22 protein-coding genes are annotated in these 24,520 nt (G+C 69.6%); 15 read left to right on the forward strand and 7 right to left on the reverse strand.

The genetic code is table 11. The annotated features are described in order from the left end of the window. Positions 1-81: 81 nt before the first annotated feature. Complete coding sequence (locus DMC61_RS25780) at positions 82-1,038, forward strand: thiamine-phosphate kinase (RefSeq protein ID WP_125691941.1); 957 nt, start codon at positions 82-84, stop codon at positions 1,036-1,038. Here DMC61_RS25780 and DMC61_RS25785 read toward each other — a convergent pair. Continuing rightward, positions 1,035-1,781 carry a GNAT family N-acetyltransferase gene (locus DMC61_RS25785; RefSeq protein WP_125691942.1) on the reverse strand — a complete coding sequence of 249 codons (747 nt, stop codon included), beginning with the start codon at positions 1,779-1,781 and terminating at the stop codon, positions 1,035-1,037. The two genes, DMC61_RS25780 and DMC61_RS25785, sit on opposite strands and share 4 nt — an antisense overlap. A gap of 57 nt (positions 1,782-1,838) precedes the next feature. Between DMC61_RS25785 and DMC61_RS25790 the strand changes: the two genes are divergently transcribed. The 3 genes from DMC61_RS25790 to DMC61_RS25800 are packed head-to-tail and all read left to right on the forward strand — an operon-like array spanning position 1,839 to position 3,537. Continuing rightward, the gene (locus tag DMC61_RS25790) at positions 1,839-2,309 is read left to right on the forward strand and encodes a GNAT family N-acetyltransferase (RefSeq protein WP_016336427.1); all 471 of its coding nucleotides are present in this window, start codon (positions 1,839-1,841) and stop codon (positions 2,307-2,309) included. Positions 2,310-2,317: 8 nt separating this feature from the next. Then, entirely contained in the window at positions 2,318-2,839 is a 522-nt protein-coding gene (locus tag DMC61_RS25795) for a gamma carbonic anhydrase family protein (RefSeq protein WP_125691944.1), read from the forward strand. 20 nt (positions 2,840-2,859) lie between these two features. Continuing rightward, entirely contained in the window at positions 2,860-3,537 is a 678-nt protein-coding gene (locus tag DMC61_RS25800) for a uracil-DNA glycosylase (protein ID WP_125691946.1), read from the forward strand. 425 nt (positions 3,538-3,962) lie between these two features. Here the strand turns inward: DMC61_RS25800 and rpmB are convergent, their stop codons facing one another. Then, the gene (gene rpmB / locus DMC61_RS25805) at positions 3,963-4,154 is read right to left on the reverse strand and encodes a 50S ribosomal protein L28 (protein WP_007031450.1); all 192 of its coding nucleotides are present in this window, start codon (positions 4,152-4,154) and stop codon (positions 3,963-3,965) included. Between the two features lie 133 nt (positions 4,155-4,287). On the opposite strand from rpmB, the gene DMC61_RS25810 reads away from it, so the two are divergent. The 5 genes from DMC61_RS25810 (at position 4,288) to DMC61_RS25830 (ending at position 11,026) form a co-directional block, all read left to right on the forward strand. Then, a complete protein-coding gene (locus tag DMC61_RS25810; RefSeq protein ID WP_125691948.1) occupies positions 4,288-5,871 on the forward strand; it encodes a DAK2 domain-containing protein in 1,584 nt (527 codons plus the stop codon). A gap of 4 nt (positions 5,872-5,875) precedes the next feature. Further along, positions 5,876-8,029 carry an ATP-dependent DNA helicase RecG gene (recG, locus tag DMC61_RS25815; RefSeq protein ID WP_125691950.1) on the forward strand — a complete coding sequence of 718 codons (2,154 nt, stop codon included), beginning with the start codon at positions 5,876-5,878 and terminating at the stop codon, positions 8,027-8,029. A gap of 83 nt (positions 8,030-8,112) precedes the next feature. Then, positions 8,113-8,493, forward strand: coding sequence for a hypothetical protein (locus DMC61_RS25820; RefSeq protein WP_125691952.1), 381 nt, complete (start codon positions 8,113-8,115; stop codon positions 8,491-8,493). Further along, on the forward strand, positions 8,490-10,520 hold the full coding sequence (locus DMC61_RS25825; RefSeq protein ID WP_125691954.1) for a caspase family protein: 2,031 nt from the start codon (positions 8,490-8,492) through the stop codon (positions 10,518-10,520). Before DMC61_RS25820 ends, DMC61_RS25825 begins: the two co-directional genes overlap by 4 nt. A gap of 2 nt (positions 10,521-10,522) precedes the next feature. Further along, positions 10,523-11,026 (forward strand): GNAT family N-acetyltransferase, encoded by a 504-nt coding sequence (locus DMC61_RS25830; RefSeq protein ID WP_125691956.1) that lies wholly within the window; start codon positions 10,523-10,525, stop codon positions 11,024-11,026. Here DMC61_RS25830 and DMC61_RS25835 read toward each other — a convergent pair. Both DMC61_RS25835 and DMC61_RS25840 read right to left on the reverse strand, forming a co-directional pair. Continuing rightward, positions 11,016-11,423 (reverse strand): hypothetical protein, encoded by a 408-nt coding sequence (locus tag DMC61_RS25835; protein WP_125691958.1) that lies wholly within the window; start codon positions 11,421-11,423, stop codon positions 11,016-11,018. The two genes, DMC61_RS25830 and DMC61_RS25835, sit on opposite strands and share 11 nt — an antisense overlap. Positions 11,424-11,551: 128 nt before the next feature. Continuing rightward, positions 11,552-12,169, reverse strand: coding sequence for a TetR/AcrR family transcriptional regulator (locus DMC61_RS25840; protein WP_125691960.1), 618 nt, complete (start codon positions 12,167-12,169; stop codon positions 11,552-11,554). Between the two features lie 31 nt (positions 12,170-12,200). On the opposite strand from DMC61_RS25840, the gene DMC61_RS25845 reads away from it, so the two are divergent. The 5 genes from DMC61_RS25845 (at position 12,201) to DMC61_RS25865 (ending at position 20,378) form a co-directional block, all read left to right on the forward strand. Further along, entirely contained in the window at positions 12,201-13,361 is a 1,161-nt protein-coding gene (locus DMC61_RS25845) for an erythromycin esterase family protein (protein WP_125691962.1), read from the forward strand. 69 nt (positions 13,362-13,430) lie between these two features. Next, a complete protein-coding gene (locus tag DMC61_RS25850; RefSeq protein ID WP_125692431.1) occupies positions 13,431-14,330 on the forward strand; it encodes a S8 family peptidase in 900 nt (299 codons plus the stop codon). A gap of 88 nt (positions 14,331-14,418) precedes the next feature. Beyond that, complete coding sequence (locus tag DMC61_RS25855; protein ID WP_125691964.1) at positions 14,419-17,796, forward strand: pyruvate carboxylase; 3,378 nt, start codon at positions 14,419-14,421, stop codon at positions 17,794-17,796. A gap of 284 nt (positions 17,797-18,080) precedes the next feature. Next, entirely contained in the window at positions 18,081-18,875 is a 795-nt protein-coding gene (locus tag DMC61_RS25860) for an arginase family protein (protein ID WP_125691966.1), read from the forward strand. A gap of 231 nt (positions 18,876-19,106) precedes the next feature. Further along, positions 19,107-20,378, forward strand: coding sequence for a CdaR family transcriptional regulator (locus DMC61_RS25865; protein WP_125691968.1), 1,272 nt, complete (start codon positions 19,107-19,109; stop codon positions 20,376-20,378). 72 nt (positions 20,379-20,450) lie between these two features. Here the strand turns inward: DMC61_RS25865 and DMC61_RS25870 are convergent, their stop codons facing one another. Both DMC61_RS25870 and DMC61_RS25875 read right to left on the reverse strand, forming a co-directional pair. Then, on the reverse strand, positions 20,451-21,824 hold the full coding sequence (locus DMC61_RS25870) for a DUF6801 domain-containing protein (RefSeq protein ID WP_125691969.1): 1,374 nt from the start codon (positions 21,822-21,824) through the stop codon (positions 20,451-20,453). 73 nt (positions 21,825-21,897) lie between these two features. Further along, on the reverse strand, positions 21,898-22,524 hold the full coding sequence (locus tag DMC61_RS25875; RefSeq protein ID WP_125691971.1) for a DUF6801 domain-containing protein: 627 nt from the start codon (positions 22,522-22,524) through the stop codon (positions 21,898-21,900). 345 nt (positions 22,525-22,869) lie between these two features. Between DMC61_RS25875 and DMC61_RS25880 the strand changes: the two genes are divergently transcribed. Next, positions 22,870-23,784: a hypothetical protein gene (locus tag DMC61_RS25880; RefSeq protein WP_125691973.1), complete on the forward strand. Its 915-nt coding sequence runs from the start codon at positions 22,870-22,872 to the stop codon at positions 23,782-23,784. 64 nt (positions 23,785-23,848) lie between these two features. On the opposite strand, the gene DMC61_RS25885 is transcribed toward DMC61_RS25880, so the two are convergent. Next, on the reverse strand, positions 23,849-24,508 hold the full coding sequence (locus DMC61_RS25885) for a hypothetical protein (RefSeq protein ID WP_125691975.1): 660 nt from the start codon (positions 24,506-24,508) through the stop codon (positions 23,849-23,851). Positions 24,509-24,520 lie beyond the last annotated feature (12 nt).

Below are 24,520 nucleotides of genomic sequence, written 5' to 3' on the forward strand. Positions count from 1 at the left end.
TCGCCAGCCCCGGGAAAAACCTAGGGCTTCCGACTATCGGTGATCGACATTTGTCCGGACAAGGGAAAGTGGAGGTGACGGGTGTCACCGAACGACGGCACGGTCGCCGGGACCGGTGAATTCCGGTTGATCGAAGCGGTGACGGCGGACCGGAAACAGCCGGAGTCGACGCTGCTCGGACCGGGGGACGACGCGGCCGTCGTGGCCACCCCGGACGGCCGGACGGTGGCGTCCACCGACGTCCTCGTGCAGGGCGTCCACTTCCGCCTCGACTGGTCCAGTGCCGAGCAGGTGGGCCGCAAGGCGGTCGCGGTGAACCTCACCGACATCGCCGCGATGGGCGCCCGCCCGACGTCCGTCCTCATGGGATTCGCCTGTCCCTCGGACACCCCGACGGCCCTCGTCACCGAACTCACCCAGGGCATGTGGCTGGAGGCCGATCGCGCGGGCGTCGGGATCGTGGGCGGCGACATGGTGCGCGCCGATCAGATCGTGATCAGTGTCACCGCGCTGGGTGACCTCGGCGGCCGGGAGCCGGTGACGCGGTCCGGCGCGCGTCCCGGCGACGTCGTCGCGGTCTGCGGACGGCTCGGCTGGGCGGCCGCCGGTCTCGCCGTGCTCGGCCGGGGTTTCCGGTCACCGGTCAGTGTGGTCAACGCGCAGCGCTGCCCCGAACCGGACTACGAAGCGGGTATCCGCGCGGCCGACGGCGGTGCGACCTCGATGATCGACGTGTCCGACGGGCTCCTGTCCGACCTCGGCCACATCGCCGAGGCCTCGGGCGTGGGGATCGACGTGCGGACGGCGGACCTCGACGTGTCGAGCAGGCTCACCGAAGTCGGCACCGCGCTCGGCGCCGACCCGCTGAAATGGGTGCTCACCGGCGGCGAGGACCACGCGTTCGCGGCCACCTTCCCCTCGTTCGCCGAACTGCCCGAGGGCTGGACCGAGATCGGCGTCGTCACCATGCCGGATTCGGGGGTCACCGTGGACGGGAAGCGGTACGGCCACAACAGCGGCTGGCAGCACTGGCGTTAGGAGCGGGACGCCCACCAGGTCGACTCGCCGGCGACGGTGAACCCGAGGGATTCGTACAACGGCCTGCCCGCTTTGGACGCGGTGAGGGTCACCGGCTTTTCCGCCAAGGGGACGAGAGAGCCGAGCATCACGGCTCGCCCGACGCCGCGGGAGCGGAAAGCCGGCGGCGTGCCGACCCAGTAGTGGCTGCCGAAGCCGTTCTCGACGACGGTGACGCACGCCCCGGCGACCTCGCCGTCGAGCCGCGCGATGAACACCTCGACACCCGGCTCGCCGAGCAGGGCCAGGGGGAACATCTCTCCCGCGCGGTAGGGCTCGAACCGGTCGAGTTCGAAGCCCGCGATGACCGCGCGTTCGGCCGCCCGCAGGTCTTCCTCCCCGTGGACCCGGACCACCTCCATCGAGGGTTCGGCGACCGGGGAGGGAGGCCGCAGCATGACGGGCATCCGCCAGCTGCGCATATCCCCGAGGTGGCTCAGATCGGTGACACTGAAGGGATCCTCGGCGTCCACCGGACCCTTCGCCCGCCGAGCCAGCTCCGTGATCTCCGCCACCTCGTCGTCGGTGAGGCCGGGTTCCTGGATCAGGACACGCAATCCCGCGCGCTCGTCACCGACGACGGCGAGAAAACCGTTGCGGCGGATCACTTCGTGACCGCGGGAGCGGCCCGTGGCGGCCCAGAAGGCGGCGGAATTGCGGGCCTGGCGGAGTCGCGCCTCGGCGAGGCCTGCTTCGATCGACATGGGCAGAACCTAGCGCTCGCTTCCCCCGTGGGAGGGCCGATCGCTAATCTCGCGCCCATGGACCTTCGTGTGCTGGCCTACGACCACCCCGACGCGGTGAAACTGCTGGCCGAAGCGCAGCTCGAGCTGGCCGCCCGGTACGGCAGCGAAGACGAGACGCCCATGGACGCGGCGCAGTTCGCCCCGCCGAAGGGACTGTTCCTGGCCGCCTACCTCGACGACGTCCCGGTCGCCTGTGGTGCCTGGCGGGCGCACGACGGGCCGGATCCGCTGCTGCCCGGCGACGCCGAGATCAAGCGGATGTTCGTGATGGCCTCGGCGCGCGGCCGCGGCCTCGCGCGGGCGCTGCTCGCCGACCTGGAACGGACGGCCGCCGAGGCCGGACGGCTGCGGATGGTGCTGGAGACCGGGGACAAGCAGCCGGAGGCCATCGCGCTGTACGAGTCGGCGGGTTACCGGGTGATCCCGGGCTTCGGGTACTACAAGGACGAGCAGGGAAGCATCTGCTACGGCAAGTCGCTGGTCTAGGAGGACGTATGCCGATCTACGCACTGGGTGACCTCGAACCCTCGATCCACCCGGACGCCTACGTCCACCCTGACGCGACGGTGATCGGCGACGTCCGGATCGCGGCTTTCGCGTCGGTTTGGCCGCAGACGGTGTTGCGAGGCGACCACGGTTACATCGAGATCGGCGAGCGGTCCAACGTCCAGGACGGCTGCGTGCTGCACTGCACCCGCAAGGAGCCGACGATCATCGGGAAGTCCTCCGCCGTCGGGCATTCCGTGCACATCGAGGGCGCGCGGATCGGCGAAGGCTGCCTGATCGCTTCGGGTTCGGTGGTGCTGAACGGAACCGTCGTCGAAGACGGCGGGATGGTCGGCGCGGGCGCGGTTCTCTCCTATGGGTCCTATGTGGACAGTGGGCACATCGCGCTCGGCGTGCCCGCGAAGACGCGGCCGAACACGTCGTTCGGGCCGGACATGATCAAGCTCGTGGTGGACGGGTATGTCGAGCGCGCGGCGCGGTTCCGGGCCGAACTCCGGCGGCTCGCGTGACGTGAGTAAGCTCGCACGCCGTGACCGCACGACCGCTGCAGGACATCGTCGAAGCAGGCTGGGCGCAGGCCCTCGAACCGGTGGCGCCGCAGGTCGCCGCGATGGGGGAGTTCCTCCGCGCGGAGATCGCCGCGGGCCGGACCTATCTCCCGGCGGGTGAACACGTGCTGCGGGCGTTCCAGCAGCCGTTCCACGACGTGCGGGTGCTGATCGTCGGCCAGGACCCGTACCCGACGCCCGGGCACGCGGTCGGGCTGAGCTTCTCGGTGGCGCCGGACGTCCGGCCGATCCCGAAGAGCCTGATCAACATCTACAAGGAGTACTGCGAAGACCTCGGGCACCCGCTGCCGTCGAACGGCGACCTGACGCCGTGGGCCGACCAGGGGGTCCTGCTGCTCAACAGGTCGCTGACCGTGCAGCCGGGCAAGTCGAACTCGCATCAGGGCAAGGGCTGGGAAGCGGTCACCGAGCAGGCCATCAAGGCCCTCGCGGCGCGGGACGAGCCGATGGTGGCGATCCTGTGGGGCCGCAACGCGCGGAACCTGAAGCCGATGCTGGGGAAGGTGCCGTGCATCGAGTCGGCGCACCCGAGCCCGCTTTCGGCGCATGCCGGCTTCTTCGGGTCGCGGCCGTTCAGCCGGGCGAATCAGCTGCTGGAGCAGCAGGGTGCCGGTCCGGTGGAGTGGAAGCTCCCCTGAGCTTTTGCGCGTGAAGGTCCCCTTCCCTCGGCTCAGCCGAGGGAAGGGGACCTTCACGCGCTTCTGTGACAGCAGTGACCGCTGTGACTCCCGAAGTTTCACGGACTCCGCGTGAGGCGGTCGCTCCCCTGTACATGAAGGACCCCTTCCTGTACCTAGGCGCAAGGAAGGGGTCCTTCATGTACTCAGAAGGCGTGAAGGTCAAGTTTCCTCGGCTCAGCCGTGGGAAGGGGGCCTTCACGCGCACCCGTTGTGACTGGTGGTGCTACTGAGGCGCGCGGGAAGGTTTCCATTCCGTGAAGGCCTCCTTGAGGGACCCAGAGTCCCTCAAGGAGGCCTTCACGGACAGCGCGGACCCGACGCCACCAGAGCACAAAAAATGGCGGGTGCTCCGAAGAGCACCCGCCATTCCCCAAAAACCCGGCTCAGCCGCGAACGACCTTGCCCGCCTTGATGCACGAGGTGCAGGCGTTCAGGCGCTTGCGCTGGGACAGACCGATCTTGGCGTGAACGGTCTGGATGTTCGGGTTCCACCGGCGGTTGGTACGCCGGTGGGAGTGCGAGACCGACTTGCCAAAGCCCGGTCCCTTGCCACAGACGTCGCACACGGCAGCCACGTCGAACTCCTCTGGATCTGGGACAAAGAATGATGCGCCCAGCATGCTGGGCAACTCGACCATAGTAACCAGTGGCTCAGAGCCCTCCGGCACCGGGTCGATACCCTCGCTGGAACAGGTAGGAGGTTACGGCGTGCGGGTGCTGGACGTGGCGGCGGTCTCGGCTTGGTCCGCGGCCTGTGTGCACAGCTTGGCGGTGCTGCGGCCGTCGATCGACGGCATCAACGTCTACCCGGTCGCCGACTCCGACACCGGCTCCAACCTGCTGTTCACCATGACCGCGGCCCGCGACGCGCTGGCGGAGGCCGAGCCGGCGACGACCGCCGAGGCGCTGACGGCGTTCGCCAAGGGCGCGGTCGCGGCGGCCAAGGGCAACTCCGGTGTGATCATGTCGCAGGTCGTGCGCGGGATCGCCGAGTCGGCGGCCGCCAGGGAGCTCGACGGGCCGGGGCTCGCGGAGGCGCTCGGCTGCGCGGACAGGGCCGCCACGGGTGCGGTGAGCCGTCCGGTGGCCGGGACCATCCTGACCGTCCTTCACACCGTCGCCGCGGCCGTCCGCGACGCGACGGGCTCACTCGAAGAGGTGGCAGCCGAAGCGGCGAGCGTCGCGGCCGAAGCGCTCGAAGAGACCCCGAAGCAGCTGCCCGTCCTGGCGGTGGCCGGGGTGGTCGACGCGGGTGCCCGCGGCCTGGTCGCGGTCCTCGACGCCCTGCACGGCGTGATCTCCGGCGGTCTCACCGAGCCGGAGCACCCGCTCGAAGCGCATCACCATCACACGATCGACGCGCCGACCGCGTGGGAGGTCATGTACCTGCTCGACGGCGTCGACGAAGACAGCCTTCCCGGGCTTCGCAAGACCCTCAGCGGCCTCGGCGACAGCGTCACGGTCGCCGGGGACGGCGCGGGCGCGTACGCCGTCCATGTCCACTGTGCGGACATCGGCGCGGCGCTGGAGGCCGGGATCGAGCTCGGCCGTCCCCGCCGGGTCCGGGTCGAGCCGCTGATCACGCCCACCCCGGTCGAGGTCGGCGGCGGGATCGACCGGTCGGTGGTCGCCGTGGTCCACGGCGGGCCGCTCGCCGAGCTGTTGCGTGCCGAGGGGGTCGCGGTGCTGTCGGTCCCGCCCGGGGCCTCGCCGACGGTCGAGGAGATGCTGGGCCTGATCAACGAGGCCGCCGGCCATCACGTCACCGTTCTTCCCGGCGGTCAGCAGCTGACCGCGGCGGCCGACGCGGCGGCCGGGCACGCGATGGCGGCGGATCGCGACGTCGTCGTCATCCCGTGCGTTTCACCCGTCCAGGTGCTCGCCGCGCTGGCCGTCCACGACAAGGACCGCCGCACCAACGACGACGTGGTCGCCATGGCCGAAGCGGCGGCCGCGACCAGGCGTGGCGAACTGCGGATCGCGCAGGAGGAGTCGCTAACCTGGGTGGGCCGGGCGCAGGCCGGTGACGTCGTCGGCCTCGTCGACGGCGAGGTCGTGTCGATCGAGCCCGCGCCCGCCTCGGAGACGAGCCTGGTCGCGGCGGCGGTCGGCGTGCTGAACCGGATGCTGGCCCTCGGCGGCGAGCTGGTCACCGTGCTGACCGGCGTGGACGCGCCGGTCCGGCTGCCGGGTGAGCTGGCCGATCAGCTCCGCCTGGAGCATCCCGAGGTCGAATTGACGAGTTACGCGGGCGGCCAAACCGACGCCGTGCTGCTGATGGGGGTGGAGTGACCGCATGACCAACCTGCGCGCGGACCTCAAGCTGGTCGTGGGCGCGGCGACGGCGAAGGCCCTCGCCAAGGGCCTCAAGATCGAGACGGTCAGCGACCTCCTGCGCCACTATCCCCGCCGCTACGCCGAGCGCGGCCAGCTCACCGACATCGCCGGGCTCGAACTCGGCGAGCACGCCACCGTGATGGCGCGGATCGAGCGGGTCAACAAGCGCCGGATGAAGGCACGCAGCGGCACCTTGCTCGAAATGGTGATCACCGACGGCAAACGCCGCCTGCAGTGCACCTTCTTCAACCAGGCCTGGCGTGAAAAGGAGCTCGTGCCCGGCAAGAACGGGCTTTTCGCGGGCAAGGTCACCGCCTTCCGCGACGTCCTGCAACTGGCGAACCCCGAGTACGAACTGTTCGACGCCGACCGGCAGGCCGAGGCGATGGACGACTTCCTCGCCGAGATCATCCCGGTGTACCCGGCGGCGCAGGGGATCCCGACGTGGGTGATCGCCAAGGCCGTGCGGCAGGTGCTGGACGTGCTGGAGGTCGACGAGGACCCGATGCCGATCGAGTTGCTCGCGCAGTACGGCCTGCCCAGCCTGGAAAGCGCGCTGCGCGGCATCCACCGCCCGTCGGGCTGGGACGCGCTGAACTCCGCGCGCCGGCGGCTCAAATGGGACGAAGCCATGGCGGTGCAGCTGATTTTCGCGCAGCGACGGCATTCCCTGGTGTCGCGGCCCGCGAAAGCCTGTCCGCACACCGAAGGCGGCATCCTCGACGCCTTCGACAAGCGGCTCCCGTTCGCGCTGACGTCGGGCCAGCAGGAGATCGGCGACGAGATCGCCCGCGATCTGTCCACCGAGCATCCGATGAACCGGCTGCTGCAGGGCGAGGTCGGTTCCGGCAAGACCGTGGTCGCGTTGCGCGCCATGCTGCAGGTCGTCGATTCCGGACGGCAGGCGGCGATGCTCGCGCCGACGGAGGTCCTCGCCGCGCAGCACGCCCGGTCGCTGCGCGAGATGCTCGGCGACCTCGGGCAGGCCGGCGAACTCGGCGGCGCGGAGAACGCGACGCGGGTGACCCTGCTGACCGGGTCGATGGGCGCCAAGGAACGCAAGAAGGCGTTGCTGGAGACGGTCAGCGGCGAGGCCGGGATCGTCGTCGGCACGCACGCGCTCATCCAGGACACGGTGTCCTTCGCGGATCTCGGCCTGGTCGTGGTCGACGAGCAGCACCGCTTCGGCGTGGAGCAGCGGGACGCGCTGCGCTCCCGCGGCTCCGACGAGACCAGTCCGCACGTGCTCGTCATGACGGCGACGCCCATCCCGCGCACGGTCGCGATGACCGTCTACGGCGATCTGGAGACGTCCGCGCTGCGCGTGATGCCGGTCGGCCGGTCGCCGATCAAGACGTCGGTGGTGCCGGTCGCGGAGCGGCCCGCGTGGCTGGACCGGGCGTGGCAGCGGGTCCGCGAGGAATGCGGCAAGGGGCACCAGGCGTACATCGTTTGCCCGCGCATCGGTGACGAGCCTGCCTCGGACAAGGGGGACAAGCGGCCCGCGCTCGCGGTCCTCGACGTGGCGCCCGACCTGGCCGAAGGACCGTTGAAGGGGCTGAAGATCGGCGCCCTGCACGGCCGGATGCCCGCCGACGACAAGGACGCCGTGATGCAGGCGTTCTCCAGGGGTGATCTGGACGTGCTCGTCGCCACCACGGTGATCGAGGTCGGAGTGAACGTGCCGAACGCGACCGCGATGGTGATCATGGACGCCGACCGCTTCGGCATCAGCCAGCTGCACCAGTTGCGCGGCCGGGTGGGCCGGGGCAGCGTGCCGGGGCTGTGCCTGCTGGTCACCGAAGCCCTGGACGGGACGACCACCCGCGAGCGGCTCGCCGCCGTCGAGTCCACGACGGACGGTTTCGAACTGTCCAGAATGGACCTGGAGCTGCGCCGCGAGGGCGACATCCTCGGCGCCGCGCAGTCGGGGAAGAAATCGACGCTGAAGCTGCTGTCGTTGCTGCAGGACGAAGAGGTCATCGCCGAGGCGAGGGCCCGCGCGTCGGAAATCGTCGAAAAGGACCCGGCCTTGGGGAATTACTTGGGGCTGGCGCACATGATCGCCGACGTCGTCGACGAAGATCGCGTGGAGTACCTGGAAAAAAGCTGACGTGAACATCTCTGCCCGATCGGACCTTGCCGCCGGCCGGGCAGAGGGGTTTTCCTCGATCCGTACGGGCGAGGGAGGCCGGGATGACAGCAGCGGTGCGGATCCGGCTCGGCGAGGACGGGGCCGACGCGGAACGGGTCGACCAGCTCGCCGGGTACCTCCGAGGGGAACTGATCGAACGCGGGGTCGCCGACGTCAAGGCGTTGCCCGCCGGTGAGGCGCCACCCGGTTCGCGGGGCTTCGACGTGGCGACGGCGGGCGGTCTGCTGGTCACGCTGGGGAAGTCCGCCGAGGGCCTGCGCTCGGTGGTGGCGGCCGTGCGGGAATGGCTTGCGCGCGGTGGACGGGTGAAGCGCACGATCCGTCTGGAGATCGACGGCGATGTGCTGGAGCTCTCCGAAGCGTCGCTCACCGAGCAGGACAAACTCGTCGATCTGTTCGTGAGCAGGCATTCGCCGTCATGACCGGCGAGCGGCGGGCCCTGATCATCGCCAACGGGGAGTACGACAACGCCGGGCTGAGCGCGCTGCGGTCCCCGGCCGCCGACGCCGAGGCGCTCGCCGAGGTCCTCGGCGACCGGGCCGTCAGCGAGTTCGACGTCCAGGTGGTGCGCGACGAGACCGCGCACGTGATCGCGGGCCGGGTCGAGGATCTGTTCGCCGACAGCGCGCCGGACGACGTCCTGATGGTGCATTTCTCTTGCCACGGTTTGAAAAGCGAATCGGGCGAGCTGTTCTTCGCCGCCCGCAACACCCGGCCGGAGCGGCTCGCGTCGACCGCCGTCCCCGCCGACTTCGTCCAGCGCTGCATGCGGATGAGCCGGTCGCGGAGCATCGTCCTCCTGCTGGACTGCTGCTACGGCGGCGCTTTCAGCCAAGGCGTGGCCGTGCGCGCCACCGGCGAGGCCAACGTGCTCGACGCGTTCCCCGGCGGGGGTTTCGGCGGCCGCGGCCGGGCGGTGATCACCGCGTCGAACTCCATCGAGTACGCCTTCGAGGGCGATCATCTCGCCGACGGCCACGCGCGGCCGTCGGTGTTCACCTCGGCGCTCGTCGAGGGGCTGCGGACGGGCGACGCGGACCGCGACGAGGACGGCTGGATCGCGCTCGGCGAGCTCTACGACTACCTGTTCGACAGTGTGCGGGAGCGGAATCCGAATCAGACGCCCAGCCGCGACATCGAGATGCAGGGCGAGTTGTACCTGGCCAGGAGCAGGCGCCGCCGGATCAAACCGTCGCCGGTCCCGGCCGATCTGCGCGCGGCGAGCGAGGATCCCAACATGTTCACCCGCCTCGGCGCGGTGACCGAGCTCCAGCGACGGCTGACGAGCGAGAACCTCTCGGTCGCCATCGGGGCGCACGAGGTCCTCACCACGATGGCGCAGACCGACATCCGGCATATCGCCGAGGCCGCCGACCTGGCACGGCGGGAAGCGCGGGTGCGGGCCGAATCCGCAGTGCTCCGGTTCGGCGATGTCGTCCGGGGGACGCGGCCGGTGGCGCGCGTCCGCCTGGCCGGGCCGCCGATCGCGCGGGCGTGCCACTTCGCCTCGTCGCATTCGTGGCTGCGGGTGACCGAAGACGGCGACGGCGCCGAGGTCGCCCTGGAGCTGTCGGAGCTCGGGGCGTTCGACGGGCGGATCACGGTGACCGGACCGACCGGCGAGCTCGTGGTGCGGGTCGAAGGCCAGGTCGTCGCGGAACCCGCGCGGGTGCCGGTGTCGCGCCCGGAGCCCGCGCCGAAACCCGCGCCGCCGGTCGAGACCGTGGCTCCGCCGCCGAAGTTCGAGCCGTTCGACGTCGCCGCGAGTGTGCTGGCGTTCGTTGCCGCGGTGTACCTCGTGCCCATCAGTTTCGCGCTCAGCGACAGCTTGGAGGAGTTCTTCGAAGACGGCGGCTGGACGGTCATACCGCTCGGTGTCTTCGCGATCGTGGCGGGGATCCTGATGCTCGTGCCGAAGACACGCCGGATGGCGGGGCCGGGAGCGCTGTGCGGACTCGCCTTGCTTTCGGCCGTCCCGTCCGGCCCGGTGCTGCTGGTGCTGACCGACGGTTGCCTGCTCGCGGGGGCGGGCTGCGCGCTGATCGCGGTGCGGCGTGACCGGAGCTTCCGCCTCGGCCTGGGGAAGCCGAGGGACGGATTCGCCATCGCGGCCCTCGCGGCCGGGACCGGATGTGCGGCGGGACTGGTGGTGGAGGTCGTCGAACTGTTCGACTACTCGTCGAGCCGGGCCGACGAGGCCGCGATCTACCTCGTGGTCGCGGTGACGCTCCTGATCGGGACGCTGCTCGGTGTGCTGCTGCGGCCGGCGGCCTTCGGGGTCGCCTTCCTCGGCGGGGTGGCCGGAGGCGGCATCGTCATGGTGGGCATGCTCGTCCATGCGATCCCGAGCAGTTCGAGCGTCACCGGCGCGGGCTGGGGGATCGCGCTGGGGGCGGTGCTCGCGCTGGCCGTCGTGACCGGTTTCGCCGCCCGCGAAGTGAAGGGCTGACGATGGCCACGATCCGCCTCGCGACCGTCGAAGACGCCTGGCCCATCGCGGAGGTGAACGTGCGGTCGTGGCAGTCGGCGTATCAGGGCCTGCTGCCCGAGCTCTACCTTCGCGATCTTTCCGTCGAGGGACGGGCCGCCCGCTGGCAGCGGACGCTCGCCGATCCCGCCAACCGGGGCGACATCCTGGTCCTGGTCGAAGACGGAACGCTCCTCGGCTTCACCGCCGTCGACCGGATCCGCGGGGAACTGCGCGCGATCTACCTCGAACCGGCGCGCTGGGGTACGGGACTGGGCAGGCTGCTGCTCGACACCGCCGTCGCCGCGCTGCGGGAGTCGGGGCACCGCGAGGCGACGCTCTGGGTGCTCGAGACCAACGAACGCGCCCAGCGGTTCTACGCGGCCGGAGGATGGGCCCCGGACGGGGCGACGAAGACCGACACCATGCCCGGAGAGGACGTCCCGCTTTCCGAGGTGCGCTACCGGATCGACCTCGTCAGCGCTTGAACCAGGCGCTTTCCTCGGGTTTGTTGAGGGTGACGATGATGCCGACGGCGATGCCCATCCCGATCAGCTGCGTGAGTGCCCCGCCGTTGACCAGGCTGATCAGGCCCATGACGACGGCCAGCCCTTCCACCGCGATGACCGTCGGCCGCACCCAGGGCGAACCGTGGGAAATCCTTATCGCGCAAGCGATCAGCACCACGGCGACGACGAAACCGAGGATCGCCAGCGCCAGGGCGAGGCCGGCTTCCTCGTTGCCGTGGTCGAGTTCGTTGATCGCGAGGGCGGTCACGAGCGCGCTGACGAGGACGTTGAGGACCGCTTGCACCCAAAGGAAAACACGGACGATCTTGAGCTGGCGCGGCATCTCCCGCGGCAGGTTCCGGACTTCCCCGGTCATGACGGTCCCCTCTCGTGGCACGGAGAGCCCAGTCTGACCCCGAAATTTCCCGGCGCTGACGGTAAAACTGACCGACCTCCCGCATTCAGAGGACTAAATGCGGCGGTTGGCACTCCGAACTCCCGCATTTAGTCCTCTGAATGCGGGACGGGGACGAAGGCGCCGGAGGTGGCGGCGACCGCCACCGCCCGCGCGCTGACCCGCGCCTCCGCCACCGTGACGCTTTCCCGCGACAGGAAGAGCCGGTAGAAGATCGGCCCGCACACCGCCCGCACCAGCTCGTCGCCATCCGTGCCGGAGGGGATCTCGCCCCGCGCGACGGCCCGTTCCGCGATCGGCACCATGCGCACGTGCCGGTCGGCGTAGAAGTCGTGCAGTGCCTCGGCCGCTTGCGGCGACTGGAACGCCGCCAGTACCGACGCCGTCGGCAGCTCCTTCAGCGCGGGCTCGGTGAAGTACCGCACCACTTCCGCGGCCACTTCGTACAGATCGTTTTCGAGCGACCCGGTGTCTGGTGCCTTCCAGTCGTCCTCCGCGCCCATCTGCAGCGCGGCGGCGACGAGCCCGTCCGGGGAGGACCAGCGCCGGTACACCGTGGTCTTGTGCACGCCGGACCGCTCGGCGACCGCCTCCACGGTCAGTTCGCCGAACCCGCGTTCGGCCAGCAGATCGAGGGTGGCGTGCAGGACGGCCTGGCGCGTGCGCTCGGTCCGGCCGCCGGGCCGCTGGGTACCGGAGGTTGCCAATTGCTACTCCTGTTGCGTTAGTGTGGCCAGTATGTCAGACCCAGCGAAGATCGCCGAACTCATCGGGGACGCCAGGATCGTCGCCATCGGCGAGAACAACCACCACATCCACGAGTTCGGCGACCTGCGCAATCGTTTGCTCCGCCACCTCGTCGAGCGGCACGGCTTCCGCGTCGTGGCGTTCGAATCCGGATTCGCCGAAGGGAAGCTCGTCGAAGACTGGCTGAAGGGCGCCCCCGGGGACGTCGCCGACATCGGTCGCGACGGGTTCACGTTCTCGCTCGGGGAGTCGCCCGAGGCGCACGAAATGCTGACGTGGCTCCGTGAACGGGGCGACGTCGCGTACTACGGCCTCGACGTACCGAGTTCCGCGGGCTCGCCGGTGCCGTCGCTCGACGCCGTCCGCGCCTATCTGTCCACTGTGGACGAGAATGCCACGGGCCTGGTCGACGCGGCCATCGAGGCGACCAAGGGATACGCGTCGGTCAGCAGCGCGGAGGCGCCCGCCAAGTACACCGCCCTCGACGACGCGGCCAAGGACAAGGCGACCGCGGCGCTCACGCGGCTCAAAGCGCACCTCACCTCGCTGCGTCCCGTCTACGGGGACACCGCCGTCGCGGAGCATCACGTCGAAGGCGCGCTGCGCGTCGACGCGTACCTCGCCGAGGTCGCCGCGATGATGTCCGGCGACGCACCCGCCCTGCAGAGCGGTTCGCGCGACGCGTACATGGCCGACACCGTCCGGCTGATCCGGCGGCTTCACGGTGACGACACGAAGATCGTCGTGATGCTCCACAACGGACACCTCCAGCGCGTGCCGTTCTCGCCGTTCCCCGGCCTCACCTCGCCGTCGGCCGGTACGCATCTGGCCGCGGAATTCGGCGAAGACTACTTCGCGCTCGGGCTCACCGCGGTCGAGGGCGAGACCACCGGGCTCAAGCCGGACGCGACCGCTCGGCTCGGGTTCACCGTGTACCGCCAAGACCTCGAAGCACCGGTGGACGGCAGCGTCGAGACCGAAGGCCCCGGCCTGGTGGGCCTCCGCGCGCGCCGCGGCACCGAGGGACCCCAGAGCATCCGGCACGCGCACCTGTTCAACCCCGTCGACGTCGTGGAGGCGTTCGACGCGCTGGTCTGCTTCCCGAAATCGACGGTCAGCGCCCATATCGGCCAAGACCAGTCGAACGGGTGACACTCCGGGGTTGCCGCCCCGCAGGCACAGGCGTAGAGCCAAGGCATGATCATTCGACTGGTACGGATCATGGCCGCGCTGGCGCTCCTCGTGCTGGTGGCGCAGCCCGCCTCCGCGACGGAAGTCCAGCAGAACCCGCCGAACTGGGGGCTGGACCGGATCGACCAGCGAACCGGCCTCGATCAGCTCTACCACTACGAGACCGACGCCAAGGACGTCACGGTCTACGTGATCGACAGCGGGGTCGACGCGGCGCATCCGGACTTCGGCGGCCGCGTCAAACCCGGTAAGGACTTCCTGAACGGCGGCACGGACACCACCGACACCAACGGTCACGGCACGTATCTGGCCGGTGTCGCCGCTTCGAGGACCTTCGGCGTCGCGAAGGCCGCGCAGATCGTCCCGGTCCGGGTGATCGACGCACAGGGCGGCGGCGCGACGGACAAGATCATCGCGGGTATCGACTGGGTGACGCAGAACGCACAGCAGCCCGCCGTCGCCGTCCTCGGTATCGGCGGCGCGGCCAACGACCAGCTCGACGCCGCCGTCCGGGCACTCGCGGCGGTCGTCCCGATCGCCCTCCCCGCGGGCGGCGAGGCCACCGACGCGGGGAAGTTCTCACCCGGCCGGGTCACCGAGGCGCTCACCGTCGGCTCGACCGACGCCAGTGACCAGGTCGGGTCGACGTCGAACTACGGCGAGGTCGTCGACCTGTTCGCCCCCGGCGTCGACGTGCCGGGACCCAACGCCGGCGGGAGCGGCGGCCGGGTGCTCAGCGGCACGTCGTCGGCCGCCGCGCACGTCGCCGGGGTGGCCGCGCTGTACCGCGCCCTGCACCCGGACGCGCCGGCGCCGGACGTCGCGAAAGCACTCGTCGACCTCGCCTCGGTCGACGTGCTGACCGGGGTCCACGAGGGCACCGCGAACAGGTTGCTGCAGAGTCCCGGAGCGCAACTCAGCCGGGGATGATGTCCATCACCTGGGCAACAACTCCCGCCCTGCGGGAGCAAGCAGGTAACGTGCCTCACCTACCGATCCGATGATGGGAAGGACCGGCATGTTCCGCAAGGTACTGGTCGCCAACCGGGGTGAGATCGCCATCCGCGCGTTCCGCGCCGGATTCGAGCTCGGCGCGGGCACGGTGGCTGTGTTCCCGCACGAAGACCGCAATTCGCTCCACCGGCTGAAGGCCGACGAGGCCTACGAGATCGGCGAACCCGGTCACCCGGTGCGGGCCTATCTGTCGGTCGAGGAAATCGTGGCGGCCGCCAAGAAGGCGGGCGCCGACGCCGTTTACCCCGGCTACGGCTTCCTCTCCGAGAACCCGGACCTCGCGCGCGCGTGCGAGGACGAAGGCATCACCTTCGTCGGACCGAGCGCGGACATCCTCGAGCTGACCGGCAACAAGGCCCGCGCGGTCAAGGCCGCCCGCGACGCCGGTGTGCCGGTGCTGGGTTCTTCCGAACCGTCCTCCGACGTCGACGCGCTGATCGCCGCCGCCGAGGAGATCGGCTTCCCGGTGTTCGTCAAGGCGGTCGCCGGCGGTGGCGGGCGCGGTATGCGCCGCGTCCAGGACCCCGCGCAGCTGCGCGAGTCCATCGAGGCCGCCGCGCGCGAGGCCGAGTCGGCCTTCGGCGACCCGACGGTGTTCATCGAGAAGGCCGTCGTCGAGCCCCGCCACATCGAGGTCCAGATCCTCGCCGACGGCGCGGGCAACGTGATCCACCTCTTCGAGCGCGACTGCTCGGTCCAGCGGCGGCACCAGAAGGTCGTCGAGCTGGCCCCGGCGCCGAACCTGTCCCAGGAACTGCGCGACCGGATCTGCGCCGACGCGGTGAAGTTCGCCCGCCAGATCGGCTACCGCAACGCCGGCACCGTCGAGTTCCTGCTCGACCGGGACGGCAACCACGTCTTCATCGAGATGAACCCGCGCATCCAGGTCGAGCACACGGTGACCGAGGAGGTCACCGACGTCGACCTCGTCCAGTCGCAGCTGCGCATCGCCTCCGGCGAGACCCTCGACGACCTCGGCCTGTCGCAGGACACGGTGTACCTGCGCGGTGCCGCGCTGCAGTGCCGCATCACCACCGAGGATCCCGCCAACGGCTTCCGCCCGGACACCGGGATGATCAGCGCCTACCGCTCGCCCGGCGGTTCCGGTATCCGCCTCGACGGCGGGACGGCGTTCGCCGGTACCGAGATCAGCGCGCACTTCGACTCGCTGCTGGTGAAGCTCAGCTGCCGCGGCCGCGACTTCAAGACCGCCGTGGGCCGCGCCCGCCGCGCGGTCGCCGAGTTCCGGATCCGCGGTGTGGCCACGAACATCCCGTTCCTGCAGGCGGTTCTCGACGACCCGGACTTCCGCGAAGGCCGCGTCACGACGTCGTTCATCGAGGAGCGCCCGCATCTGCTCACCGCGCGCCATTCGGCCGACCGCGGCACCAGGCTGCTGACCTACCTCGCCGACAAGACGGTCAACAAGCCGAACGGCGAGCGTCCGCGCACCCTCGACCCGCAGGTGAAACTGCCGAAGCTGCCCAAGGGCCTCGAACCGGCGCCCGGCTCGAAGCAGAAGCTCACCGAACTGGGCCCGGAGGGCTTCGCCCGGTGGCTGCGGGAGTCGCCGACCATCGGCGTCACCGACACCACCTTCCGCGACGCGCACCAGTCGCTGCTCGCCACCCGCGTGCGGACGAAGGATCTGCTCGCCGTCGCGCCGATCGTCGCGCGGACCACGCCGCAGCTGCTCTCGCTGGAGTGCTGGGGCGGGGCGACCTACGACGTCGCGCTGCGGTTCCTCGCCGAGGATCCGTGGGAGCGGCTGGCGAAGCTGCGGGAAGCGGTGCCGAACATCTGCCTGCAGATGCTGCTGCGCGGACGCAACACCGTCGGCTACACGCCGTACCCCACCGAGGTGACCAACGCCTTCGTCGAGGAGGCGACGGCGACCGGGATCGACATCTTCCGGATCTTCGACGCGCTCAACGACGTCGAGCAGATGCGCCCGGCGATCGAAGCCGTCCGCGAGACCGGATCCGCCGTGGCCGAGGTGGCGCTCTGCTACACCTCGGACCTGTCGGACCCGGCCGAAAAGCTGTACACGCTGGACTACTACCTCAAGCTGGCGGAGCAGATCGTCGGCGCGGGGGCGCACGTCCTGGCCATCAAGGACATGGCGGGCCTGCTGCGGGCGCCGGCGGCGGCACGGCTGGTTTCCGCGCTGCGCAAGGAATTCGACCTTCCAGTGCATATCCACACGCACGACACCGCGGGTGGCCAGCTGGCGACGTACCTCGCCGCGATCCAGGCCGGGGCGGACGCCGTCGACGGTGCCGTCGCGTCCATGGCGGGCACGACGTCGCAGCCGTCGCTGTCCGCGATCGTGGCGGCCACCGATCACTCGGACCGGCCGACCGGGCTGGACCTGCAGGCCATCGGCGACCTGGAGCCGTACTGGGAGAGCGTGCGCAAGATCTACGCGCCGTTCGAGGCCGGGCTCTCGTCGCCGACCGGGCGGGTTTACCACCACGAGATCCCGGGCGGTCAGCTGTCGAACCTGCGCACGCAGGCGATTTCGCTGGGTCTCGGCGAGCGGTTCGAGGACATCGAGGCGATGTACGCGGCCGCGGACAAGATCCTCGGGCATCTGGTCAAGGTCACGCCTTCGTCCAAAGTGGTCGGTGACCTCGCGCTGCACCTCGTCGGCGCGGGTGTCTCGCCGTCGGACTTCGAGGCGGAGCCGAACAAGTTCGACATCCCCGACTCGGTGATCGGCTTCCTGCGCGGCGAACTGGGCGACCCGCCCGGTGGCTGGCCGGAGCCGTTCCGTACCAAGGCTCTCGAAGGCCGGGCGCAGCCGAAGCCGGTGCAGGAACTGTCCGAAGAGGACCACAAGGGACTCGCCGAGGACCGGCGCCGGACGCTGAACCGGCTGCTGTTCCCCGGGCCCACGAAGGACTACGAGGCGCACCGCGAGCAGTACGGCGACACCTCTGTCCTGCCGTCCAAGGACTTCTTCTACGGCCTGCGGCCGGGCGAGGAGTACTCGGTCGACCTGGAACAGGGTGTCCGGCTGCTGATCGAGCTGGAGGCCATCGGCGAGGCCGACGAACGCGGTCTGCGCACGGTGATGTCCACGCTCAACGGCCAGCTGCGCCCGATCCAGGTCCGCGACACCTCGATCGCGTCGGACATCCCGGCGACGGAGAAGGCCGCCAAGGGCGACCCGAAGCAGATCGCCGCGCCGTTCGCGGGCGTGGTCACGCTGCAGGTGGCGGAGGGCGACGAGGTCGAGGCGGGTGCCACGGTCGCGACCATCGAGGCGATGAAGATGGAGGCCTCGATCACCGCGTCGACCGGCGGCAAGGTGTCGCGGCGCGCGATCAACGCCGTCCAGCAGGTGGAAGGCGGGGACCTGCTGCTCGTCCTGGAGTGATTCGCGCGTGAAGGCCCCCTTCCCTCGGCTCAGCCGCGGGAAGGGGGCCTTCACGCGGCTGCGTCCGGGACTCGGTGTCGCGAAAGCCACTTTCGGGACATCAGACGTCGCGAAAGTGGCTTTCGCGACATAGTCGCCGGGCTCACGGGTGACCGTCGATCCCAGCCTTCGCCGACGTTGCGAAAGCCACTTTCGCAACCTTCAACGTTGCGAAAGTGGCTTTCGCAACCTCGGCACCTCGGTCCGGCCTTCACGCGCTTGCGGCCGTCGCTAACGTGGACCGGGTGCTGATCAACGCCGTACCCCAGTTCCAGGGCGCATTGACCGAGCGGGCGCCGGAGTTGCCCGAGGGCTGCGTCGCGCTCGCCGAGCTCGCGGGTCACGTGCTGGGCGTGCCGGTGCACCACATCCGGCAGACGCGCGAGACCTCACCCGCGGTCGACGGCATCGCCAACCGCGCGGTGCTCACCGGCGCGAACCGGGCCGCGCAGCTCGCCGCGCTGGAGGCGCCGGGCGGGCCGGTGCTCACCATCGGCGGGGACTGCGGAGTCGAGCTGATCCCGATCGGCGTCGCGCGCTACCGCTTCGGGCCGGGACTCGGCGTCGCCTGGTTCGACGCGCATTCCGACCTCAACACCGCGGAGACGTCGCCGTCGGGCGCGTTCCACGGCATGGTGCTGCGGTCGCTGCTCGGCGAGGGCGATCCGGAGTTCGCCGCGAATCCGCCGGTCGAACCGGGGCGCGTCGTCCTCGCGGGGACGAGGGCCTTCGACGACGCCGAGCGGGCCGTGGTCGAGCGCGGGCTCGTCGTCGAGACGGCCGACGTCGCCGCCGGGCTGGCCGATTCGGACAAGGTGTACGTCCATCTCGATCTCGACGTGCTCGATCCGGCGGAGTTCGACGGGCTGAACTATCCGGAGCCCGGCGGCTTGACGATCGAACGTCTGGTGGCGATGCTTCGCGGGCTGAGCGGTTTCGAGGTCGTCGGCGCGGGGATCACCGAATGCGTCGGCACCGAGGTCCGCGTGCTGGCCCCCGTGCTCGAAGCACTCGGTGAATTGCTCACCGGAAAGCAGTGACGCTGCGTCACGGTCGCATCCACTTCGGCCGTTCGTACGTACCGCGCGAGGCGTTTGCCGGGCACTTGTCATCAAAATTCAGGGCCGCCCGGTGATTTTGTCACGATGGTGACAAGAAATCGGTTTCTTCTGCGAAAGGTGACACATTCACGGGCGACTTCGCGATGTGTTCGTTGTCACCCCACGACGATCGTGGGATGTCGGGACGCTGGGCGGAGCAAAGGAGCTGCGATGTCGGTGGAGCGCGGAATCGAACACGCTGCGCAGCCTCCCGCGGCACTTCCCCGCAAACTCGCCGACATTTTGCGACCTGAGCTCGGCAGTCTCGCCAACGAGATCGTCGACGAGATCCGGGCGACCATCCCCGCGTACGCGCGTCCGCTCGACGGGCCCTACGGCAAGTCGATCCGCGCGGGCGTCGAGTACGCGATCACGCTCTTCGTCGCCCAGATCGCGGATCCCACCGTCTCCAAGGAACAGTCGCACGAGGTCCACCATCGGCTGGGGCAGAACGAGATGCGGGAAGGCCGCAGCCTCGACACCCTCCAGTCGGCGTACCGGGTCGGTGCCCGGGTCTCGTGGCGGCGCATCATGCGCGTCGGCCGCCGCAGCGGGCTCTCGTCCGCGGTGATGTCGCAACTGGCCGACGCGATGCTCGCGTTCATGGACGAACTCGCGTCCGTCGCGCTGGACGGCTACCTCGAAGCGAAGGCCCGCACCGCCGGCGCGCTGGACACGTGGCGCCGCAAACTGCTGCATCTGGTGCTGGAGACCCCGCCCGCGCCGTCGAAGGCGATCGCGGAACTCGCGCAGCTGACCGGCTGGACGGTGCCCGACCGCGCCACCCCGGTGGTGCTGCACCCGATCGGCGAGACCGTCAGACCCCGGCGGCACAACGCCGTGGATTCGGACGTCCTCGCCGAACTCGACTGCGCTGAGCCGCGTCTGCTCGTCCCCGGCGAGATCTCGATCGCCCGCCTGGCCACCCTGCAGGCCGCGCTGCCGGAGTACCGGCTGTCGATCGGCCCGTGCCGTCCGCTGGATTCCGTCGCCGATTCCCTCCGCTGGGCGCGCGAGGCCCTGCTCCTTTCCGAGCGCGGCATCATCCAGGCCCGCCGGGTGATCCGCGCCGAAGACCATCTCGCCACCCTGCTCGTGAACGCCGACACCGCGCTGACCTGCCAGCTGCGCGATCGGCTGTTCGCCCCGCTCGCCGACATGACCGGGAAGCAGCGGGAACGGCTGCTCGAAACCCTCCGTGCGTGGCTCGACAGCCAGGGCAACGTCGTCGAGATCGCCGAGCGGCTCCAGGTGCATCCGCAGACCGTCCGGTACCGCATGCGGCAGCTGCAGGCGACCTTCGGCGAGCACCTGCGCGACCCGGGGGCGCGGTTCGAGATGGAGCTCGCGCTGCGGGCCGGGGCCGCGCCCGCCGGTTACGTGTTGCCGGAGGTGCTGCCGTCGCCGCGTAAGAGTCCACAGTGGACGCCGAGCGGGTCGTAGGGGTGCGCCTGGATGTCATGAAAGGGTCGTTCAGGACGAAAAACGTCCTGAACGACCCTTTCATGACACGCGTCAGCGGCCCGCCGGCGGCTCGACGTTCGGGCACTTGCGCTCGGGGTCCCAGGTCAACCCGACCTGGTTGACCCCGACACAAGCCTGGTTCCCCGGCCCCGAAGCCATCCCGGTCAACAGCGAGTCGAGATCCTCCTTCGCGCCGCAGCCCGAGAACGGGGGGAGCGTGAAGTCCCGATAGGCGGGATCCGTCCACTTCGGATCGGTGCGCACCACGCCGCCGGTGAACATCCCGTACTTCTCCCCGCGGAGGTTGATCTTGATCGGCTCGGCGGTGAGGCAGTGGTCGCCGACGTCGAGGGCGACCCCGTTGACGGTGACCCCGCTCAGTTTCCCGTAGACCTTGAGCGGGGTGAGGACGGTCGAACTGCCCTCCGGTTCCGGGATCGAAACGCCGTCCACATCGATGATGTGATTACCGGTCGCGTAGTCCTCCGGCAGCAGTTCCATGGTCGCGGTGATCGGGACGAAGCCGAAACCGAGGAAGCTCAGCTTGCTCGGCGGCATCATGACGGAGCCGGTGATCTTGCCGGGCCCTTCGGTGTTCTCCAGGTCGACGTGCCACACCGCGTTGACCATGAACGCGGGCTTCAGCCGGGCGAAGGCGCCGAGCTTCGTGATCGACGACGTGCCCTGCAGTTCGAACGGCTGCAACGCGATCGGATAGAGGGCGTTGGCCTGGACGTCGTCCGCGGCCCGCGCGTCGGCACCGGGTTTCTTCTGCTCGCCGGGTTTGCCGGACTGCGGCTTGGGTTTTCCGAGCGGCAGGAGCGCGACACTGCCGAGCAGCGTGTTCTGGTCCGGCGTCTGGGTGCAGGTGATCGGTTTGAGCGGCGTCTCCGCGGCGGTCAGCGCGAGCGACGGCGCGCCCGTGCTCAGCCGCAGTTCGGACGGCACCTTCAGCAGGATGTCGGGGACGGTGCCCTTCGCGACCAGCTTCAGTTCGCCGGTGGCGGGCACCTTCGTCGCCGGGATCGTCACGGACACCGGGATCGGGGTCTTCTTGTCCCCGTTCGCGGCCGTGAGTTCGACGGTCGCGCCACCCGTGACCTCGGCGACGGGGCCGAGCGATCCCTCGCCGATCGTGAAGGTCAGCGAGAAGTCCTTGATCTGAACGGGTTTCCCGGTCGGGACGACTTTCGGCAGCGTCGCCTGGACGTCCATGGTGACCGGCCGTTCCCCGGCGGGATCCGGGAAGACACAGGTGTTCGCGAGGCTCTGACGCGCGGACGTGGTGCCCTGCAAGGGGGCCGGCGGCGGTGTGTCCGGATCGGTCGCGGCCGAAGAGGACAGTGCCCCGCTCACACCCACGAGCAGGATGACGCCCGCCAGAACGGGAAACCTCCCGAGTGCCCGGCGAACCTGCTGCGTCATGGATGTTCCTCTCGTGCCTCGTGCGGATGGAGACCGTGCGGGGCGGGCGTCCCCGCCCCGCACGGGTGGTTCATCAGGTGATCGGGATCGCCGGGCTGAACGCGCGGTTCTGCGCCGGGTTGGTGTTCTTCACCGTGCAGTTGAAGTTCCACGCCGTCCAGGTGCCGTCCTTCTTGTGGAAGTCCAGCGGGGCGTTGATCGTGGTGCCGAGGGAGATCACGCCCGAGCCGGGAGCGCCCGCGGTCAGCGTCGGAACACTGGTGCCGGCGTCCTGGACGATGTTGAACGACCGGGGGCCCGGCACGTACGGGTTGATCTGGGTCGGAACGTCCAGGTTGGTCACCGTCGCCGACGCCGGGGTGGCGTTGGTGGCGGTGATCGGCATGTTGGCCTTGCCGCGGACACCGTCGTAGTTGGCGGCGTTGAGCAGCGCGTTGATGGTCGCGTTGATCGTCGCGGTGCCGCCGACACTCGACGGAGTGGCGGTGCCGCCGGAGGCGACCGAGTCCGGCCCGACGAAGTTCGCCTTCACGTCCAGCTGCTGCTGGCCGATGCCGGGGAAGTTGCACATGTAGGCGACGGTGCCGGTGGCGTAGGTGGTCGCGGCGCCGGCCGTGCCGGCGGTGAGCACGGCGACGGCGCCGAGCACGATTCCGGTGGTGGCGACGCCTGCCGACAACTTGCCAAGTCTGCGGGACATACCTGTCATCTCCTTTGATCCAGTTTACGTCTCGGGCGGCTTTCCCCATGCGCCTTTCGGCGGATTTTTCTGATCAAATATGCTCGACTCGAGCGGCTTTCTCGGTGGTGGGGTAAACCGAGGTTACCCGCGAGTTATGTACGTAACAAGGATTCATGTCGACATGTTTCGAAGTGGGTGAGACGCCCGTTCTTTCTTGTCAGCGGGCGCTGAATGCGATTATGAAGTTTGTCCGTGGATGACAAAGAGGCGGCCGATCGGTGCAGCCGGGTTAACATTCGGCGCATGTCTTCCGAGAATCGACGATCGGCATCACGACGGGTAGCGGGCGTCGCGATTACCGTAATGATCGCAACGGTTTCCCTTTGCGGTACGGCGAGTGCCGCGCAGACCGGCGAAGCGCGGCCATGGGGGAGCAACGACTACGGGCAGGGGACCATACCGGCCGCCGCGCTCGGCGCCAGTGCGGTCTCCGCCGGCGCGATCACCCATCTCGCGCTCAAGGACGGCGGGGTGATCGCCTGGGGGAACGACAGTTACGGCCAGCTGGCGGTTCCGGCGGCGGCCACGTCCGGCGTCTCGGCGATCGCCGCGGGCTGGGCGCACGAACTCGCGCTGAAGAACGGCGGCGTGATCGCCTGGGGCAACGGCTTCTACGGTCAGAACGTCGTGCCGCCGTCCGCGACCTCGGGGGTCACGGCGATCTCCACCAGCGCGTACTTCAACCTGGCGCTCAAAACGAACGGCAGCGTGGTGAGTTGGGGTTCGCGGACCACTGTCCCCGCGACCGTCTCCTCCGGGGTCACCGCGATCTCGGCGGGCGGCGACCATGGGCTCGCGCTGAAGAACGGCGGCGTCGTCGCCTGGGGCAGCAACGGAAAGGGCCAGATCACGGTGCCCGCGGCGGCGACCTCCGGGGTCAGCGCGGTCTCGGCGGGGCTCCGGCACAGCATCGCGCTGAAGAACGGCGGCGTGCTCGCCTGGGGTGACAACTTCTACGGCCAGGCCACAGTTCCCCCGGAAGCACAGTCCGGCGTGGTCGCCATCGACGCGGGCTTCAACCACAACGTGGCGCTGAAGGCCGACGGCAGCGTCTTCGCCTGGGGCAGCAACGTGAAGTCCGAAAGCCGTGACACCAGCACGGAACCGCCGACGGACTTCTGGAAGTTCTCCGGCGTGTGCGCTCCGGTCTACGCCGTTTCCGCCGGTGACAGCACCGGCGTCGCGCTGGTCGACCCCGCGGCGCCGTACTTCTGCTGACTTTCCGTGAAGGCCTCCTTGAGGGACCCAGGGTCCCTCAAGGAGGCCTTCACGGACTTGAGCGTCAGGACAGGTTCGACTTCATGCTCAGGTTGATCGTGTTGTCGGGACCGGAGATCAACGCCCCCAGCGCGAGGTCGTTGATGAAGCAGTCCTTGAACTCGGGGATGGTGAACGTCCCCGAGGACGGGATGGTCGGCGCGAACAGGTCGACGTTCTTCGACACCAGCGTCAGGTCGAGCGGTTTGACCGTCTTGCAGGCGTTCGGCACCGTCGGGAGCGGGATGACCGGCCAGAACAGGCCGACCACGATGTTGTCGATCAGCATGTTCGCCTGCGAGTGCGTGGTCAGGTCGCCGTTGGCCAGCGTGCCGGTGACCGGGCCGGTCGGCTCGATCCGCACGCGGGCCTTGATCTTGAAGACCCCCGAGACCAGCGAGATGTTCGCCGTCGACGGCGGCAGGGCCAGATCGCCGCGGATGCCGACGTTGTCACCGTCGATGACCAGCGCGCCGTTGAGCTGACCCGGGCCGAGGGCGAGGGTGCCGCCGGTCTTCTTCACCGTGGTCGTCCCGGTGACGGTGTAGGACACCGGGATCTCCACCGGGTCGTCCGCCAGTGCCGGGGTCGCGGCGAGGCTGCCCGCCATGGCGAGCGCGGACGTGAGCGCGACGACCGTGCCGAGACGGCGACGGGCTGTTTTAGGGCGCGTTCGACCGAACATGGGATTCTCCTC

The organism is Amycolatopsis sp. WAC 04169 (assembly GCF_003947535.1).
Taxonomy (GTDB): domain Bacteria; phylum Actinomycetota; class Actinomycetes; order Mycobacteriales; family Pseudonocardiaceae; genus Amycolatopsis; species Amycolatopsis keratiniphila.

Bases quoted from the DNA above. Each gene is read 5' to 3' on its own strand.
- DMC61_RS25785 (WP_125691942.1), bottom strand. From the start codon at position 1,781: ATGTCGATCGAAGCAGGCCTCGCCGAGGCGCGACTCCGCCAGGCCCGC.
- DMC61_RS25790 (WP_016336427.1), top strand. From the start codon at position 1,839: ATGGACCTTCGTGTGCTGGCCTACGACCACCCCGACGCGGTGAAACTG.
- DMC61_RS25795 (WP_125691944.1), top strand. From the start codon at position 2,318: ATGCCGATCTACGCACTGGGTGACCTCGAACCCTCGATCCACCCGGAC.
- recG (WP_125691950.1), top strand. From the start codon at position 5,876: ATGACCAACCTGCGCGCGGACCTCAAGCTGGTCGTGGGCGCGGCGACG.
- DMC61_RS25820 (WP_125691952.1), top strand. From the start codon at position 8,113: ATGACAGCAGCGGTGCGGATCCGGCTCGGCGAGGACGGGGCCGACGCG.
- DMC61_RS25825 (WP_125691954.1), top strand. From the start codon at position 8,490: ATGACCGGCGAGCGGCGGGCCCTGATCATCGCCAACGGGGAGTACGAC.
- DMC61_RS25830 (WP_125691956.1), top strand. From the start codon at position 10,523: ATGGCCACGATCCGCCTCGCGACCGTCGAAGACGCCTGGCCCATCGCG.
- DMC61_RS25835 (WP_125691958.1), bottom strand. From the start codon at position 11,423: ATGACCGGGGAAGTCCGGAACCTGCCGCGGGAGATGCCGCGCCAGCTC.
- DMC61_RS25845 (WP_125691962.1), top strand. From the start codon at position 12,201: ATGTCAGACCCAGCGAAGATCGCCGAACTCATCGGGGACGCCAGGATC.
- DMC61_RS25850 (WP_125692431.1), top strand. From the start codon at position 13,431: ATGGCCGCGCTGGCGCTCCTCGTGCTGGTGGCGCAGCCCGCCTCCGCG.
- DMC61_RS25855 (WP_125691964.1), top strand. From the start codon at position 14,419: ATGTTCCGCAAGGTACTGGTCGCCAACCGGGGTGAGATCGCCATCCGC.
- DMC61_RS25865 (WP_125691968.1), top strand. From the start codon at position 19,107: ATGTCGGTGGAGCGCGGAATCGAACACGCTGCGCAGCCTCCCGCGGCA.
- DMC61_RS25870 (WP_125691969.1), bottom strand. From the start codon at position 21,824: ATGACGCAGCAGGTTCGCCGGGCACTCGGGAGGTTTCCCGTTCTGGCG.
- DMC61_RS25875 (WP_125691971.1), bottom strand. From the start codon at position 22,524: ATGTCCCGCAGACTTGGCAAGTTGTCGGCAGGCGTCGCCACCACCGGA.
- DMC61_RS25880 (WP_125691973.1), top strand. From the start codon at position 22,870: ATGATCGCAACGGTTTCCCTTTGCGGTACGGCGAGTGCCGCGCAGACC.
- DMC61_RS25885 (WP_125691975.1), bottom strand. From the start codon at position 24,508: ATGTTCGGTCGAACGCGCCCTAAAACAGCCCGTCGCCGTCTCGGCACG.